At 40.5% G+C, this 18492-nt stretch carries 11 protein-coding genes and 1 other annotated feature (1 of these 12 cut by a window edge); of the genes, 1 reads left to right on the top strand and 10 read right to left on the bottom strand.

Annotated elements, in window-relative coordinates; translation table 11 throughout:
- Nucleotides 1–852: 852 nt before the first annotated feature.
- Both DV702_RS00755 and DV702_RS00750 read right to left on the bottom strand, forming a co-directional pair.
- Nucleotides 853–3177, bottom strand: coding sequence for an S-layer homology domain-containing protein (locus DV702_RS00755; protein WP_114922986.1), 2325 nt, complete (start codon nt 3175–3177; stop codon nt 853–855).
- 161 nt (nt 3178–3338) lie between these two features.
- Nucleotides 3339–4811 (bottom strand): O-antigen ligase family protein, encoded by a 1473-nt coding sequence (locus tag DV702_RS00750; protein ID WP_114922985.1) that lies wholly within the window; start codon nt 4809–4811, stop codon nt 3339–3341.
- 232 nt (nt 4812–5043) lie between these two features.
- Between DV702_RS00750 and DV702_RS00745 the strand changes: the two genes are divergently transcribed.
- Nucleotides 5044–7068 (top strand): S-layer homology domain-containing protein, encoded by a 2025-nt coding sequence (locus DV702_RS00745; RefSeq protein WP_240315658.1) that lies wholly within the window; start codon nt 5044–5046, stop codon nt 7066–7068.
- Nucleotides 7069–7131: 63 nt separating this feature from the next.
- Here the strand turns inward: DV702_RS00745 and DV702_RS00740 are convergent, their stop codons facing one another.
- From DV702_RS00740 to ilvB, 8 genes are all read right to left on the bottom strand, one after another.
- Nucleotides 7132–9399 carry an S-layer homology domain-containing protein gene (locus DV702_RS00740; RefSeq protein WP_240315657.1) on the bottom strand — a complete coding sequence of 756 codons (2268 nt, stop codon included), beginning with the start codon at nt 9397–9399 and terminating at the stop codon, nt 7132–7134.
- 326 nt (nt 9400–9725) lie between these two features.
- Nucleotides 9726–10313 carry a 3-isopropylmalate dehydratase small subunit gene (gene leuD, locus DV702_RS00735; RefSeq protein ID WP_114922984.1) on the bottom strand — a complete coding sequence of 196 codons (588 nt, stop codon included), beginning with the start codon at nt 10311–10313 and terminating at the stop codon, nt 9726–9728.
- Between the two features lie 13 nt (nt 10314–10326).
- Nucleotides 10327–11739 carry a 3-isopropylmalate dehydratase large subunit gene (gene leuC / locus DV702_RS00730; protein ID WP_114922983.1) on the bottom strand — a complete coding sequence of 471 codons (1413 nt, stop codon included), beginning with the start codon at nt 11737–11739 and terminating at the stop codon, nt 10327–10329.
- Between the two features lie 522 nt (nt 11740–12261).
- Nucleotides 12262–13362, bottom strand: a complete 1101-nt coding sequence (leuB, locus tag DV702_RS00725) for a 3-isopropylmalate dehydrogenase (RefSeq protein WP_114922982.1) — start codon at nt 13360–13362, stop codon at nt 12262–12264.
- 68 nt (nt 13363–13430) lie between these two features.
- A complete protein-coding gene (locus DV702_RS00720) occupies nt 13431–14972 on the bottom strand; it encodes a 2-isopropylmalate synthase (RefSeq protein ID WP_114922981.1) in 1542 nt (513 codons plus the stop codon).
- Complete coding sequence (gene ilvC / locus DV702_RS00715; RefSeq protein WP_114922980.1) at nt 14959–15993, bottom strand: ketol-acid reductoisomerase; 1035 nt, start codon at nt 15991–15993, stop codon at nt 14959–14961. The genes DV702_RS00720 and ilvC overlap by 14 nt, the downstream gene beginning before the upstream one ends.
- A 29-nt stretch (nt 15994–16022) precedes the next feature.
- On the bottom strand, nt 16023–16541 hold the full coding sequence (gene ilvN / locus DV702_RS00710; protein ID WP_009765916.1) for an acetolactate synthase small subunit: 519 nt from the start codon (nt 16539–16541) through the stop codon (nt 16023–16025).
- Nucleotides 16538–18289, bottom strand: a complete 1752-nt coding sequence (gene ilvB / locus DV702_RS00705; RefSeq protein ID WP_205407195.1) for a biosynthetic-type acetolactate synthase large subunit — start codon at nt 18287–18289, stop codon at nt 16538–16540. Before ilvB ends, ilvN begins: the two co-directional genes overlap by 4 nt.
- A 98-nt stretch (nt 18290–18387) precedes the next feature.
- Nucleotides 18388–18492, bottom strand: a binding site (T-box leader); it runs 147 nt beyond the window's last position.

The following is an 18492-nucleotide window of genomic DNA, read 5'->3' as shown; positions in this document are numbered from 1 at the left end:
GTATGCAAACGACAGAAAGGCTTCCAAATCAAAGCAATTGATTTGAAAACCTTTCGCTGCGGAGTCGCCGGTTCTTCTGGGAAAATCCTTGACTTTGTGTTCGTAAGTCAGTCCGTGTTCGTCCAGAAATTGGGGTGAGTAACTTTTCCTTTGGTGGTGCAGAAAATGAGTGTACGTGTGAGGATTCTCCCTACAGAACCGGACGCTTTCCTGAGGGAGCGCGGCGGACTCGCCAAAAGTGCGTGGCGATTACGCCTGTCGCTCTGATCCTCCAGGAGTCGCCAATTCTTCCGGGAGAATCCTTGAATTTTTGTCGGGAAGTCAGTTGGTGTTCGTTCAGAAATAGAGTATGGTAAGTTCCGTTTCCTGAACAGTGTGGGTGAAGCTTTAGATTGCCTGACTGAATATATATAGAGTCATTGCTTTTCCACTCAGTTCATCGAAACAGTCATAGTAGCTAGCAACACTTCGCTACTTTCTAATTTCAAAAACGGTCAGATTGTATTAGACAAGTCAACTTGGATTTCACCACCTACAAAGAGTGATCAAACTGTCTTGCCTACACTAAGTCCGGCTGAAGCTTACAGACGATCGACTCCGAGAGGATAAGGGAAAGCCGTAGCGAAGGACGGCTTTTACGAGTGAAGCGCAGCGAGAAGGAGCACATCTTTGCATTTGACAGGTGTAACTCGCAGCGCTTGGGGATCCGCCGCGCCCTCTCCGGAAAGCGTATCGTCTGGAAGCGCAAGCCGCAAGACATTCCAAGTCAGCTTCACTCCATCCAACCGCCATAGTCAACCGCTTATTTCTATCGTCTCTCTCGCTTTTACGTTAACGGATGGATTATATATCCTATGGTAAATCAACAGATGTGATACTTCTATATAGGAATGCGCTGAATTGTGCACGATTCACAGGAATGCCTGGCATAAATTCACCTTTTTCATTTCCGGTTGTGATCCCGTGATTCGCTAAAATATGAATTTGTTTATATGCTCCATGATTTTTGGAGACATCTTTAAATTTATTGACTGATTCCCCTTCAAGATTATAGGCTTTTACAAGAATCATAGCCATTTGAGAACGTGTTAATTGACCTTTCGGATTAAATGTCCCGTCAGAGTAGCCTCCTACTATGTTTGCATTCGAAATAGCACTTATTTCATTATAATAGCGATGTGACTTCGGTACGTCACTGAATATTTGTCGGGCTTCTGTGACAGGCGCTAGATTGAATGCACGACTTAAAATAACAGCAGCGTGTTCTCTAGATAATGTGTTGCCAGGATTGAAGTTACCGTCCACATCTCCCATTATGATTTGCTGATTACGTAAAAAGTAAATTTCCGTAGCATATGGATAGGATAAAGGGACATCTTTAAACAAGTCTGTACCTGTTCCCATATCTCCCCCTGTTGGAGGTATCGGAGTAGGAACTACTATATCCGTTGATTTCACTTCGATTGGTACCGCTATTATTTTCTTACCAAGTGTTGCGTGTACTTCTGTCTTTCCGGGCTGCTTGGCTATAAATGTCCCGTTAGAAGAGATAGAGCCTACAGATTCATCTACTACACTCCACTGCAATTGACTTGGTTGGTAGATTAAAGGTTTTCCCGTTGTGTCTTCAGCTGTGGCACTAAAGGTAATTCTTTCTCCTGGCTTCACATTCGTAGCCGTTGATGTAACGAGTAACTTTGCTGGTTGATCTACAACTGTAACCGGGAATGATTGCATCGCACGTCCGTAATTCACTTGCAATCGATCTATCCCTGGTTTTACTGCTTGGTACGTCAAGCCTGTACCTTCAATTGTTCCAGCAGCCGATGTTGTGACAAGTTGAGAAGAATTAGGAACGATTGGATTATAATAAGCATCGAGCACATGATTGAGTTTCAAATCTGCAGTTGCGCCTACTAGCATCTCACCCACTTGTTGACGTGACACATTAACTATCGCAGGCTCTCCCGTAGGGGCTGTACTGACCGCTTCCACAATAGCTGAAATATTTCGTTGACTAGCATTCGTTGTACGATTGGCAAGCACTACTGTATTGCTGCCATAGTTACGTATTCCCATCGTTGTCGAACCGCCACCATCAAAATTCAATGCACGGTCATATCCTTGAGATACTAAGTAATTGGCAAATTGAATGAGGGTCATCCCATTACTGTAACCAGAACGCGAATCCACTGTTACTAAATGGACTTGTTTCTTATCCCGACTGATTGCTATCGCAGTTCTTGCAGTTAACGCAGTTGCGCGCCAGTTGTTTGTGTCCATCGTAATATGGCGTTTACCGTCTTTTACAAGCATCGGTCCACTCGCCATCATAAACTCGGAATCTTTCCATTTCTCATCGATCGATAATGTTAAAGATACGTCATCTCCAGGATTAAGTGATTTGAAGCGCTCCAATCCTTTCTTCCCATGAACAGATAATACAAAGCCGTTTTCTGGAATACTCACTGCTTTTTTATCTCCATATCCCCGAACGTTAACGACTTTTCCATAAAGTTGTTGTCCATAATGAGTGGACGTTATAGGTGAATTCGTTTCTACAACTATTTCAATACCGAACTCATTAGAACCTGTAGTTCTTTTATAATGTTGCGGTGTAAAAATAATCGTTTCATCGGCTTGACGTTCGCGGTTGATTCCTGTCATTTGATAAACGTTCCCTTTTGCACCTACTTCAATCCCTAAATTAAAATTATCTATTTCCGCTAGTCCATTACTTGTCACACCGAATGCAATTGGATGACTGACATAATAGGAATTCGAACTCGAAATGACCCCACCATTGATGATTTCATTGCCTTCCGAGAGCAAATACATCGGCATACCTGTTTTCATGTCGAAAAAGGAAGCGTTGACAGCGCCGACGACACGGTGACCTTCTTTTGAATCGCGATTGGCAAGTGTTAGCGTAGGGGCTGTTTTAGCGATTGGTGACGGTACACCCATTTTCAGTTTCGTATAGGGATCATGTAAATTAATAGATAAATGATTGATATGACTGCTCGCTGAATATGTATAGTGAGTATAATTGACACCTGAAGAGACTGGGTAACTTGCGACGGTTTTTGTGCTAGCTGACGCACTTAACGGCAAAAACACTAGCATAGCAGTAGACAATGCTGTAATGGCTATTCTCCGTTTTGTACGTACTAGCAAAGTACTTCGATTGATAAAGCAACTCCACCTTTTCTTTTCTATATCACTATACAGTCTACCAAACTGATCATTAAATTACTATCTGTCATTTGAACGAGAATACAGTCAGAACACACTCCCTCTTACTGTTTTTATTTCTACAAAAAAACTACGAATAGGAATTACCCATTCGTAGTTTTTACCTGTCGCTCTGTCGATTTAGACATAGCAACAAATGCACCAAGTAAGATGAAGTAGAATAATGTGTACATTTTTAATTCCCAAATATTATAGTACATTCCTGAAACACCGGTAGAAATCCATAAAGCAATCATAAATACACCAAAGTTTGTTTTTCTGGATTTCCAGAAAAACCACAACATACTTAGCAAGAACAGCGCAAAGATGAAGACACCAATCACACCTGTTTCCGCAATAACTTGGATGTATTGGTTGTCAGAATAAAAATACTTACCTCCATAGATATCGGAGCTTATACCATAATGATCATAGATTGGAGAACCATATGACAGTGTAGCCGAACCACCAAATGAACCAAATCCAGTACCTGTGATCGGATGGTCACCAAAAATTTCAAAACCTTTTCGTATATAGAAGAATCGGCCGCTTTCCGTCATTAATGCCAAATTCTTTTCATCAAATGTCTCTCCGAAACGCTCTCCAATACTCCCTGTAGTTGGCGGCTTCTGCTCAATAGGTACCCCTAGCTCTTGAATATAGTCAACCGCTAAGTTTACTGGATAGTAGATTAAGATGATGGATGTAATACCTGCGATTGCTAGACGCTTCAATAAATACCATTTTCTCGTCATGACTATGAATACGACAGCAAACGTCAGTGCCGAAATCCACGTACCTCTTGAGTAAGTAAGGACAAGTATTCCAAAGAATAGCACGAGCAATACCCGGAAAGTCCATTTATATTTAGCTCCTTGGTACATATGTTGTAAAAATATTAGACCGATAATACCAAAAAACAAAGATAAGGCCAACGAGTTCGGATTGCCTGCCAATCCATAAATTCGTACAAAATTTGTTGCAGATAATACTTTATATTTCCATTCCTCTGGCAATAGCAATTGACGTAGTGACAGTTTTTCTATTAATCCATGAAGTGACATCACAATATTTAGCCATACCGTCACCCATGCTAATTTCTTTAACCAGTCGTTCGTCAGTGTCATTCTAGAAATCGTGTAATACAACAAATACATAATAAAAAACGTACGAATTTGGAAAATAATCGCTGTCGGTATTACATCATTCAGCCATCCGATAATTGATCCGAAAAGAATGAATGCAAAATAACTCCACTCAAACCATTTAAACGTGAATAACGAACGAATAGTATGTCTGAATGTAAACAATGTCCATGCAAATACGACAAAAATTATTAAATCCCCTATCAATTTCAAACCACTATTTACTTCAATTAAAAACGGTCGAATATTGACGTACATCACTAAGAACAAAATGCTCTGTTGGGGCTGTAAAAATGAGAATATGACAAAAAACAATGCCGTACCAAGTAATGCTATTTTTGATGGCAGCAACAAAGCAATAAGCATCACTGCTACTGCAATCAATAAAGTTGTTGTCGATTGTTTTTCCAATCGCTTCATCCATTTATTCATTAGACTATAAAACCCTTTCTGCGCTTGCGTGTTCCTTGTTGCATTATATCACTATATAGGACGGAATTGTGAAGGCTTTCGTTTCATATTTTCGAATTCATTCAAATGTTGTTGAAAATGTACAGAGTAATGGATTTCCCTGTGATATGAATCTACCAATATGCTAAAAGCAACTTACTAAAAAGTTCACTTTCTGATACAATTATGGAAGATTTATAGAGGGGGTTTAGATTTGAAAAGATGGATTACACCATTTGTGTTGTTGCTTCTACTAGTTTCTCCGTTTTTTGCTTCCGTTGCAAGTGCCAATGATTTTAGCAATCATCAAATGAAAGAGGAGCTGACATTTTGGGTGAATAAAGGCGTGATCCAAACAGACGCCAAAGGAAACGTTTATCCAAATCGTGCAGTAACTAGAGGTGAGTTTGCTTCTTACTTAGCACGTTCACTTTCACTGCCTGTTTCTACGAAATACACATTCAAAGATTTAAAAGCCAATCAGTCCCGCACGATCGAAATACAAAACGCGGCTGGGGCCGGTATTTTGAGCGGTTATCCAGATGGTACGTTCAAAGCCAATCAGCAGATTACGAGACAGCAAATGGCAGGTATGATCAGCAAAGCATTCCGCCACTTAAATGTTCCTGTCAATTCAACAGTCGTTCAGTTTAAAGATAGTAAGAAAATTTCACCGAACTTTGTCGGCGCTGTATCCGCAGCATCCAACCTGAAAATTATTCGCGGTGATAACGGTTATTTCAAACCTACAAGTAACGCAACGATTGCCCACGCATCTGCATTTTTATATAGAATGTTTGCGGTTACCGATCAAGGCGGATCACCTACTCCCGTACCACCTACTGTAGGAAATGAAAATCCGAAAGTGCATAAAGTAAGTTCTATATCTAATAGTCAATTAAATGTAACAAACGATTCTTATCTTTCTTTTGCGGATGCACTTGCAGCTTATAATGCTACTTCAGTAATTCAAACTATTTCTATTAATAATAAAATCATCAAAATGAAATCTGGTCAATTATTTGCTGCGGAAAATCCAAAGCAGTATACGTCGCTTTACAGTGACACTGCACTAAAGAACGAAGTAACTTACGTTCAAAAAGGACATGAGTTAGAGTACATTGGTAGCAGTGAGGAACGTGTAGTTGTAGGAGTCGGTGGCTATACGTATTACGCAAAGCATGCGGAAGTTGACTTAGTTCCCACACAACTGTCAAAAGGAGCTAGTTACTACATAGTAAATAATGACGGTCTGCTCGTACACTATCCATATTATCGTACATATGATGCAAAAAGCCGACAGTATTCAGGACGCTATACAGATTACACTGTAGGACCCGCTTCGCCCGCTATGAAAAAAGGTCAGACATATACAAGTAACGACGGTGTGCATTTTAAAGAAAAAGGAAGCAGTCAAGTCGTGACATACTATCCTTACTTTCAGTTCCAATCTGTACGGCAACCTTCTTCCTATTCAGCTGCAGACTTGAATCGTTTCATTGCGTATGCGCTGGATGCTAGACAAAAGACAGGCATTGCACGTTATAAGAACGCTTCAACAAAGTCTAAGTTAATCGGGTTAGGCACTTATGCTAAAAAGATGGAAGAATTGCATAATGTAAATGCGATGTTCATTATCGCTACAGCTATCCATGAAAGTGATTATGGAATGAGTGCAAATGCTCAAACAAAAAACAATATTTTCGGTATTCGAGTATTTGATTCTTCTCCTGATAAAGGCGAGTATTATCAAAATCCAACGAAAAGTATTGACGCTTTCATTACACGTTATATTAATTTAAATTATGCTAATCCATTTGGTGCCTACGCGAATGGAGCAGCACCCGGAAATAAAGCGGTTGGATTCAATATGAAATATGCATCTGATCCATTTTGGGGAAGTAAAATTGCGGGACATATGTGGAGAATCGACCAGTTCTTAGGCCAAAAAGATGCAAATCAGGCGGAACTAGCATTCATTTCTTATTCAGGGTCGACTGATGTCAATATTCGCACAAGCCCTACATCGAAACAAAACAATAATATTTTATTTGCATATAAAGCTAAAAATCCTGGCGAACTATCTGCTTTCGGTTACCCAATTGTCATAGTAGATCGCGCCAAAGACGAAGACGGCTATACATGGTACAAAGTATTTGCTGATACCAATCCTGAATTCAAGAGCCCTACTCAGCGCTATGGTTGGATTCACTCGGATCTTGTGACGCTAGTCAAGTAAATGACAATAGAAAAACCGCATGATATCCAGTCTGCTTCACTGGATTTCATGCGGTTTTTTCACTTATAGCGCGTCCGTATGTTCTTTACCTGCTGGAAGTAAATTGGACATATTGATACGTTCCAAACCTTCCTTAATCTTTGTCGTATATCCTTGCTTCGTCCTATTCAAATACCCTGCTTTTGAACGAATCATTCGCTCAAAAACTTTCGCTTTCGATTGATCTACTTTTGACCACATTTCATATGAAAGAATTAAATCCTCTAAAGTCAAATGGACATAGTCTCTTCCAATAAACTGTCCATCGGGTGCACGCTTATACCAAATGTCGCCATCACTTCGAATCCACTTATTCTCTTCTGTGCGAATAGCCTTCTCAATCGCACTGGCGTTTTCTAAATAGACCGGATCTTTAAACTCTTGATAAGCAAGCAATAAAATATTCATCCCGCCTAACAAGTGGTTCATAGATGTATGGGTGCGCACTCGCTGTTTTGCCGGGAAATAATCTGGTATATAATAAGCTGTTTTTGACAGTGCAGTTACATTACCGGTTCTATGTTGCTGAACGAGTAAGTTGGCATAGTTTTTCAGTCCTTCATTATAATCTTTATGACCAAATGCATTTCCACCATTGTAAAGGAATAAAGCGATTTGTTCATTAAAGCGCGTATCGACGAATGGAGCCGTGAAGTTATATAAATGCTTCAAATACGTGCTTGTCACTTCTGTTTCCCAATACGATTTATTACCTCTGAATATTGTTAAATTTGTGAAGGAGTTATGCAGTATGTCTTCATAAAAACGTTCTTTCGTTTGATTATACAGCAACATCACACGATCTTCTTTCACTAACAATAAGTTTCGGCCATACCCTCTGCCAGAAGCGGGCATAGGTTCTATAGTAGTAGCCATTTTATTGTACGGACCATTTGCTGTATACCATTTATTACGCTTTTTATAATAGGCGACAGATTCTCGAATCCACGAATCCATACGCTCATCTGTAGAAAACAACTTCTCTGCAGATGCTAAATACCATTGGTCGACTACATCATATCCGCGTGAATTCAATTCATATACAGCTATACGATTCGTCCCCATTTTCATATTACTGTATGTATCTTTTTCTTCCTGCAATTCACGGGTGTAGCTTTTCGCTCCATTTGAATAACTCATTTCTAAATCACGAGAACGATAAGATTTCGCAATCATTTGCTGACCCAATCCTTCAGTTGTCGCTGTTTCTAACACACCGACTGGAGATGTAGCAATATCAAAACCGAATGTTTCATCAATATCCTTCTTAATCGGATATTTGCTATACGATTCCAATCGCATTGACTCGATATTTTCTTCTACTTGAACGAGATCTACACGAATCGGCAAACGTTGAGGGTTTCGTAACTCTGCAAATACAAAATAATCTCCGTTTGGCAGTTCACGTTTAGTGACAGTTATTCGCGTCGATTTCATGTCACTCACACCGTACACATATATGCGATCCGTTGCATGTGCATACTGCTTGACGCGTTGTGCACTTAGCGTTAAGAAGTGATTAGAGCGTAAGAACGTTTGATTGTTTTCCGTTAATGGTACATTTACAAAATTCTGTTCAAATCGAATAGGATCGAATTTCCCCATCACTTGCGGCTTGTTAAAATCAATTGTTTCCATCTCTTCTAACATACCTGATTGAATCATAGCTCTATGTAAAAATACCGCGAATGATCCTCGGTTTACAGGAAGTTTCGGAGCGAATGACCCGTCTTCTTTACCAGTAGTTATTCCATGTTGCATAAGTATTTTCACGCCAAGTTTATGAGACTCACTAATTTTATTGTCATCTGTAAAATGTACGGCTTCACCGGTATCTTTCAATTTAAAAGCATTTACTAAGACGCTTGCCATTTGCTCACGTGTCAATTCGTCACCTGTACCAAATGTTCCGTCTGGCTTTCCTTTGAATATACCTTCTTGATAAGTAGACATTGCCCCACGTAAGCTAGAAGACTGAGGACTGACATCTTTAAATATCGGCTGGTATGGCGCTTCAGGTAACTGGAGTGCGACTGTCAGTAAATTAGCTGCCTGCCCGCGTTTAATACTAATTCCCGGACGAAAATGCAAATCTTGATATCCATTAATAATTCCTTCTTCTACTAGTTGAGTTACTTCATTTTTTGCCCAATATTCATTGCCAATATCGGCGAATTTCTGATCCACCTTTTCTGCCTTTGCATCCAGTGGCCACATAAGTAAAAAAGCGACTACTGTTAATATAAGTGAATACAATAAAATAAGCGTATTCTTTTTTGATAAAGCATACATTTTTAAAGCCAACTCCAGTCTTTAGTTAAATATATTGTATCATTCAACAATTATAGCACATTGCATATGTCAATTCGCCTTCCGCTTCAGTTCCACATGATACCAATTGGCATAGCGACGCAGTAATACAGTTTCTTTCCAAAATAAAATGCTGAATCATTTTTAATTGATGCTCATCATAATAACGATATATAATCCTCCATTTCTATATGATCATCGTACAGACGGCAAATTCATAGTAAAGTTTCAATTTTTTCAAAAGAATCTTGAATCATTGGTAAATAGGAAAAAAACGGTTCCTGCTTCATGAGCAGGAACCGTTTCATTTATTGTGCGTGTTTTTTTTCGTACTCGGCAATCTTGTCCTCATACTGGAATGTTAAAGAAATTTCATCCCAACCGTTTAATAACATCATTTTAGAATATGGTTCAATATCAAAGCTGTAAACAGAGCCATCTTCACCTGTAACTGTTTGATCTTCCAGACTAATAGTTAGTTTGTAAGGCGCTTCTTTTCCTTTACGTAAAAACTCATCAACTTCTGCCACCGATAATTTAATCGGCAAAATTCCATTTTTAAAGCAGTTACTATAAAAAATATCAGCGAAACTCGGAGCAATAACTACGCGGAATCCATAATCTAAAATAGCCCACGGTGCGTGTTCACGTGATGACCCACAGCCAAAGTTATCATGTGCTACCAAAATAGTAGATCCATCAAAGCGTGGATCATTCAAGACGAAGTTCTCATTTTTACTTCCATCCGCATTAAAGCGCCAATGATAAAATAAGAATTCACCAAAACCTGTACGTTCGATTCGTTTCAAAAACTCTTTGGAAATAATTTGATCCGTATCTACGTTATTTTTATCTAACGGAGTTAAAACACTTTCAATTTTATTAATCGGTTCCATCTGAATACCCTCCTCAATTACTTACAGCTGCATCGATTTCTCGAACGTCTACGAAGTGTCCGGCAATAGCAGCCGCGGCCGCCATAGATGGGCTAACTAAGTGAGTACGCGAACCTGCACCCTGACGTCCTTCGAAGTTTCTGTTTGAAGTGGATGCACAACGTTCTCCTGCTGGTACAACGTCATCATTCATCGCCAAGCACATACTGCAACCTGACTCTCTCCATTCAAACCCTGCGTCTATGAAGATGTCAGCTAAACCGATATCTTCTGCTTGTTTTTTCACAGTGCGTGAACCCGGCACAACAATTGCTGTCACAGAAGGATGAACTTTTTTCCCTTTTACGACATCTGCTGCTGCCTGCAAGTCACTCAAACGAGCGTTGGTACATGAACCGATAAACACATGCTGAATCTCAATTGAAGTCAACGGCTGTCCTTCTTCTAAGCCCATATACTCTAATGCTGAACGTAATGATGATTTTTCTGTTTCAGATGTGTAGTCAGCAGTTGTTGGAATTTTCGCAGAAATACCCGATCCCATTGAAGGATTCGTCCCCCAAGTAACGAACGGCTCGATTTCTTCAGCTTTAATTTCCAATACTTGATCAAATGTTGCACCTTCGTCAGTATTTAATGCAAGCCAGCGTTTTGCCGCTTCTTCAAATTCTTGACCTTCTGGTGCATAACGACGACCGCGTAAATATTCAATTGTTGTTTCGTCTGGACCGATCAAGCCTGCTTTAGCACCGGCTTCGATTGACATATTACAAATAGTCATGCGCTCTTCCATAGATAATCCACGAATCGCTTCACCTGTATACTCCACAATATGTCCTGTTCCTACGCCGATTCCAAACTTTGAAATGATTGCTAAAATAATATCTTTTGCAGTTACTCCAAAACCAATTTTTCCGGTTACGCGAATTTCCATCGTTTTTGGTTTGTTCTGCCATAATGTTTGAGTAGATAGGACGTGCTCTACTTCACTTGTTCCAATTCCGAACGCGATTGCACCGAAAGCGCCATGTGTTGACGTATGACTATCACCACATACAATTGTTTTACCCGGCTGTGTCAAACCTAGTTCAGGGCCGATAATATGTACAATTCCCTGATCAGGGTGAGACATATCGGCTAATTGTACGCCGAACTCTTCACAGTTTTTTTCCAACGTCATAATTTGTTTTTTCGCAATTGGGTCGTTAATAACCGGTAAGTTTTTTGTCGGAACATTATGATCCATAGTTGCAAAGCAAAGATCTGGTCTACGTACTTTACGATTTGCCAGACGCAGGCCTTCAAATGCTTGCGGTGATGTTACTTCATGTATTAAATGAAGATCGATATAAAGCAAATCCGGCTTTCCCTCTTCTTCGTAAACTACATGTTGATCCCATATCTTTTCTATAATTGTTTTAGCCATAATAGTTTCTCCCTTCAACCGATTACCTAAAAAAATATATACAAGCCTCTCGGGTCACTTAGAACATATCGTAAAGATGCAAAGAACGCATCTTTGCGATATGTTCTCCAGTTCCGGTCGAGGCTAAGCGGCGCTTTTCACTTTTGTTTCATCTAGTTGCAAGCGCCAGCCTCTCGGGTCACTTAGAACATATCGTAAAGATGCAAAGAACGCATCTTTGCGATATGTTCTCCAGTGCCGGTCGAGGCTAAGCGGCGCTTTTCACTTTTGTTTCATCTAGTTGCAAGCGCCAGCCTCTCGGGTCACTTCGAACATATCGTAAAGATGCAAAGAACGCATCTTTGCGATATGTTCTCCAGTTCCGGTCGAGGCTAAGCGGCGCTTTTCACTTTTGTTTCATCTAGTTGCAAGCGCCAGCCTCTCGGGTCACTTCGAACATATCGTAAAGATGCAAAGAACGCATCTTTGCGATATGTTCTCCAGTGCCGGTCGAGGCTAAGCGGCGCTTTTCACTTTTGTTCATTAAATATATGAGTACATGATGCTGTTGGATACGAACTGTAGGTCTAGTTCGTCTACGATTTTGTCTGTCCATTCTTTTGTAGATAATGCTCTTTGGTCTTTGTTTGCAAGGTCGGCTGTGAAGTGGCCTTCTTCGAATACTGTGTTAACAGCTTTTTCAATAGCTGCTGCTTCTGTTTCTAGGCCGAATGAATATTTCAACATCATAGCAACTGACAAGATAGTAGCTGCGGGGTTGGCAATTCCTTGTCCTGCAACGTCTGGTGCTGATCCGTGCACGGGCTCGTATAGTCCTAAACCATCCGAGCGAACACTTGCTGACGGCAGTAGTCCAAGTGAGCCTGTAATAACAGAAGCTTCGTCACTTAAAATATCACCAAACATGTTCTCTGTAATAATGACATCAAAATATGCCGGGTTCGTAATCAACTTCATCGCAGCAGAATCTACTAATTGATGTTCTACTTGCACGTCTGGATAATCTGCTTTCTTCTCATCTACGATTTTTCTCCACAGTTTACTGGATTCAAGCACATTCGCTTTGTCCACAGAAGTTACTTTTCCTCTTCTGACGCGAGCCAGTTCGAAACCTTTGTCGACAATACGTTCGATTTCTTCACGTGTATACACTAACGTATCTACTGCAGATTGATCTGTATGGTGGCTCGGTTTTCCGAAGTATAATCCTCCAGTTAATTCCCGAACAATCATCATATCTACTTCCTTGACGATCTCTTCTTTTAGAGGAGAAGCTTGGATCAAAGAAGGAACAGCTGCAACAGGACGAAGGTTTGCAAATAGATCAAAATGTTTACGTATGGCAAGCAACCCTTTTTCCGGTCGTAATTCAGACGGATTCTGATCCCATTTCGGACCACCCACTGCTCCTAGAAGAATGGCGTCACTTGACTCACATAACTCAATTGTCTCTTGTGGAAGTGGATTGTTTTTCTCATCTATAGCTGCTCCACCAATTAATCCATATTCAGTATGGAACGTATGGTTAAAACGTCTACCGATTACTTCCAACACTCGAACTGCCTCTGCTACTACCTCGGGTCCTATGCCGTCGCCGGGTAATACTGCTATTTTCTTTTCCATAGAACTTCTCCCCCTTGATCAATCTCGTATCACTAAATCGAATACTTTATCCCTTTGTCGCTCGATTATTAGTTAAGCAATTCTTGTTTACGTAATCTTTCACGAACCAGCTGACGATTGATAGCGTTTAAGTAAGCTTTTGCTGAAGCTTCAAGAACATCTTGTGCAACATCCCGGCCTTTTAACTCCAGTCCGTTATAACTTAAATTCACTACTGCCTCACCCAGTGCATCGCGACCTTTACCAATCGAAGTCACGCGATAATCCAAAATAAGTACTTCACCTTTAATGACTAATTCTAGCGCGTTGAAAATCGATTCTACAGAACCTGCTCCAGTCGTTGCGACCGTTACGGTTTCACCACTTGGTACAGTAGCTGTCACTGTAGCTGTCGGTATATTATTTGTACCGTACTGTACTTGCACATTATGCAGTTCATAGATTGGTGTATCTGTATCTGCTAACTGCTGTCCAGTGAAGAGTACAAATAAATCGTCTTCTGTAATTTCTTTTTTACGGTCTGCTAGCTTTTTAAAGTCTGCAAATGCTTCATTTAATTGATTATCGTTCAATTCAAAGCCCATACTAATTGCACGATCTTTGAAAGCGTGACGTCCTGAGTGTTTACCAAGTGCTAGTGGCATATCCACTTCACCGATCAGTTCAGGTGTTATAATTTCATACGTTTGACGATTTTTCAGCATGCCATCTTGGTGGATACCAGATTCATGAGCAAATGCATTTTTTCCGACAACCGCTTTGTTCGGTTGGATTACAACTCCGGTCAAACGACTGACCAATTGGCTAGAACGTTTGATTTCTTGTAAGTTGATTCCTGTTTCTAAATGGTAGAAATCTTTCCGGATATGCATAGCGACTGCAATTTCTTCTAATGAAGCATTTCCAGCGCGTTCACCGATACCGTTAATCGTACATTCTACTTGGTCAGCGCCATTTTCAACCGCAGCGATTGAATTGGCAACTGCCATTCCTAGATCATCATGACAATGTGCAGATAGTTTCACTTTTTCTACTCCTGTAACGTTCTCTTTCAAATATTTGAATAGAGCACCGTACTCTGCAGGAGTTGCATAACCTACAGTATCTGGAATATTAATCGTTGTTGCACCTGCCGCAATGACTTGGTTAATGATGCGTACAAGGAATTCAGGCTCTGAACGGAAAGCGTCTTCTGCTGACCATTGAACGAGAGGGAAATATTGTTTTGCATACTTAACTGCATCCACTGCATTGTCGATCACTTCATCAGGAGTCTTTTTCAATTTATACTCCATATGAATTGGTGATGTGGCTAAAAATACATGGATATGCGGTTGTTCTCCACCACGTAATGCTTCCCATGAAATATCAATATCCTTCTTCATCGCTCTTGCAAGACCTGTCACTGTAGAATTTTTCACAGTATTAGCTATGCGTTGAACGGCTTCGAAATCACCTGGGGATGAAGCAGGAAATCCTGCTTCAATTACATCTACCCCAAGTTTTTCTAGCTGACGAGCGATCTCTAGTTTTTCAACAGTATTTAAATTAATACCTGCAGATTGCTCACCGTCGCGAAGAGTTGTATCGAAAAAATCAATTTTTCTCACTCGCTACCACTTCTTCCTCTTTTGATTTAGCTCCTTCGTTAATGAACGGCATCATAGAACGAAGCTTTTGACCGACAACTTCGATTTGATGCTTAGACTCAGCTTCTACAATTGCATTGTACTTCGGACGTCCGTTTTCATTCTCTTCGATCCATTCTTTAGCAAATTTACCTGACTGGATGTCTGTAAGGATATCTTTCATACGTGCTTTTGTATCAGCGTCTACTACACGTGGACCTGAAACGAAATCTCCCCACTCTGCAGTATCAGAGATGGAGTAACGCATTCCAGCCATTCCGCCTTCATACATTAAGTCAACGATTAGCTTTGTTTCATGCAACGTTTCGAAGTATGCTAGTTCTGGCTGATATCCTGCTTCTACTAGTGTTTCGAATCCAGCTTTTACTAGTGAAGTTAATCCACCACAAAGTACTGCCTGCTCTCCGAATAGATCTGTAACAGTCTCTTCTTCGAATGTTGTTTCCAATACACCACCGCGAGCTGACCCGATACCTTTTGCATATGCAAGGGCAATATCTTTCGCTTGACCAGTTACATCTTGATATACAGCGAATAGTGCTGGAACACCGCCGCCTGCTTCAAATGTTCTACGTACAAGGTGTCCTGGTCCTTTAGGAGCTACTAGGAATACATCAACGTTAGCTGGTGGTTTGATTTCGCCAAAGTGTACGTTGAAACCGTGTGCGAATACTAGTGATTTTCCTTCTTTAAGAGCTGGTTCAATTTCGTTTTCATATACTACTTTTTGGTTTTCATCCGGAAGTAAGATCATAATAAGATCCGCTTTTTCAGATGCTTCTTTAACTGTTAGTGCTTCAAGACCGTCTGCTTTCGCTTGGTCAAATGATTTACCAGGACGTACTCCAACTACTACGTTGAATCCTGAGTCTTTCAAGTTACGAGCGTGTGCGTGACCTTGTGAACCATACCCGATGATTGCAATTGTTTTGTCTTGTAAAAGTCCTTCATTGATATCCTGGTTGTAATACATTTTTGTCATTTTAATTTCCTCCTAAGTGTGTGTGCAAATTATTGTTTCAAAATTGATAACTGTGGTGCTTGAACTTTTTGCATATCTCGGGCAAATGCCGTTGCTCCAGTTCTTGTTAATTCTTTGATGCCATATGGTTTCAGCAAATCGATAAATGCCTCGATTTTATCTGGGTCACCCGTTACTTGGTACGTTACTACATTCTTTCCGGAGTCAACAATAGTTGCTCGGAAAGGTTCAACAATACTATTCATTTCAGAACGGATTTGTGGTGGTGAAATGACCTTTACTAAAGCTAGTTCACGCAACACAATCGCTTTGTCTGTTATATCTTTAACTGTAATAACATCAATCTGCTTTTGCAGCTGTTTTACAAGTTGTTCAATTTTGTTTTCGTCTTCTACATGAACTTGAAACGTCATTTTTGAACGATTCGGTTGTTCAGTGGGTCCGACTGTAATACTTTCAATATTAAATTGGCGCTTCATGAGAAGTCCCGTTACACGGTTTAATACGCCGCTCTGATTAATTACTGTTACTGTAATAATTCGTTTCACTGAGGACTCACTCCAATCATATCTTGTATACCTTTACCTGGCGCAACCATCGGGAAGACATTTTCTTTTTGCTTTACCCGGCAGTCGATCAAGACAGGTTCATCAGACAATAGCGCTTCTTCGAATACTTTTTCCGCTTCTTCTAACGTATGGATCCGGTACCCTTTAATATCATATGCTTCTGCCAATTTTAAGAAATCTGGTTGTACAGGAACTAACGACTGGGAGTAACGCTCTTCATAGAATGTTTCCTGCCATTGACGAACCATTCCAAGTGCACCATTATTCAAAATAATAACTTTAACAGGAACACGCATTTCTTGTAGCAACGAAAGTTCTTGTGCTGTCATTTGGAAACCAGCGTCTCCAACGACCGCGATGACTCGATCTTTCGGTCTAGCAAGTTGTGCACCGATAGCAGCTGGGAATCCGAAGCCCATCGTTCCAAGTCCACCGGAAGTTACCCAATTATCCGGATTATTGAAGCGATAGTATTGAGCTGTCCACATTTGGTGCTGGCCTACGTCAGTCGTAACGATTGCATCACCTTTCGTAATACGATGAACAATTTCTAATGCTTGTTGCGGCAATAGTGCATCTTCATCTTCGTTATACCATAGTGGATATTTCTCAGCTGACTTTTTCAAGTACTCTACCCATTCCTCAGTATCCGGTGATTTAAAGTCTGCTTTTAATAAAGCGAGCAATGCTTCTCTAGCATCTGATACGATCGGAATTTCAGTTGGAACGTTTTTGCCAATCTCTGCCGGATCAATGTCTACATGAATGACTCGAGCATTCGGTAAGAAATCCTCTAACTTTCCTGTTAAACGGTCATCAAAACGAGCTCCAAGATTTAATAGTACGTCACACTCAGTCAATCCGTAATTCGCTGTTGCTGTTCCGTGCATGCCCGCCATTCCAAAGAATAATTCGTGTTCGCCATGAATTGTGCCCAATCCTAGTAGCGTATTGACGATCGGAATACGGTGGGTTTCGACAAGCTCTTTCAATTCTTTCGTTCCGCCTGCATGAAGGACACCTGCACCTGCAAGAATCATCGGTTTTTTCGCTGTAGAAAGAGCTTTAGCAGCCTTTTGAATTTGCATATAATTTGGCACAGTAGTTGGTTGATACCCCGGTAAGTTCACTTCTTTATTTTCTTTTTCAGCAGGTACAAACAAATCTACTGCTACGTTTTTTGGAATATCGACAACAACCGGTCCAGGTCTTCCAGTAGATGCAATATGGAATGCTTCACGAATAATACGTGGAAGTTCCGAGACATCTTGTACTTGGTAGTTATGCTTCGTAATCGGTTGTGTAATTCCGATAATATCCGCTTCTTGGAAAGCATCCGATCCAATAACGGTACTTGCCACCTGCCCTGTAATTACGACTAATGGAAGTGAATCCATCATAGCATCCGTAATACCTGTTACTAAGTTCGTAGCACCCGGTCCTGACGTTGCGATGACAACCCCTGTTTTACGAGAAACTCTTGCATAACCTTCCGCCGCATGAATTGCTCCCTGCTCATGACGTGCTAGAACGTGTGGAATTGGATCATTATACAACGCATCATAGATTGGAAGAACGGCTCCTCCAGGGTATCCAAAGATTACTTCTACATTTTGCTCTTTTAACGCTCTGATTAAAATCGCTGAGCCATCTGCTGGCTTCTTTTTTGTTTGATCCATAGGCACCGATGCAGTTGCAGTCTGTTTTTCTTGTACTTCAGCACTCATACTGAACTCCCCCTTGAAATTTCAACTATCTATTGGTCACTGACGTTTTCCCCTAAAAAAAAACCTTTTCATCCCACGCAAAGAATTGATATTCCTTACATAGGGATGAAAAAGCATTCATGGTACCACCCTAGTTCGTGACAATTGTCACCTTATGAAAAAGCAAGTCGAAACTTATCTTCTTCACTGATAACGAGCCCTAT

Origin of the sequence: Sporosarcina sp. PTS2304 (genome assembly GCF_003351785.1) — a bacterium.
Taxonomy (GTDB): Bacteria; Bacillota; Bacilli; order Bacillales_A; family Planococcaceae; genus Sporosarcina.
Note: the sequence above shows the minus strand (reverse complement) of the source record. Positions and strands in the feature narration are given on the sequence as shown.

Coding starts and splice junctions, on each gene's coding strand:
- DV702_RS00750 (WP_114922985.1), bottom strand. CDS start 4,811: ATGAATAAATGGATGAAGCGATTGGAAAAACAATCGACAACAACTTTA.
- leuC (WP_114922983.1), bottom strand. CDS start 11,739: ATGGCTAAAACAATTATAGAAAAGATATGGGATCAACATGTAGTTTAC.
- leuD (WP_114922984.1), bottom strand. CDS start 10,313: ATGGAACCGATTAATAAAATTGAAAGTGTTTTAACTCCGTTAGATAAA.
- ilvB (WP_205407195.1), bottom strand. CDS start 18,289: ATGAGTGCTGAAGTACAAGAAAAACAGACTGCAACTGCATCGGTGCCT.
- DV702_RS00740 (WP_240315657.1), bottom strand. CDS start 9,399: ATGTATGCTTTATCAAAAAAGAATACGCTTATTTTATTGTATTCACTT.
- ilvC (WP_114922980.1), bottom strand. CDS start 15,993: ATGACAAAAATGTATTACAACCAGGATATCAATGAAGGACTTTTACAA.
- leuB (WP_114922982.1), bottom strand. CDS start 13,362: ATGGAAAAGAAAATAGCAGTATTACCCGGCGACGGCATAGGACCCGAG.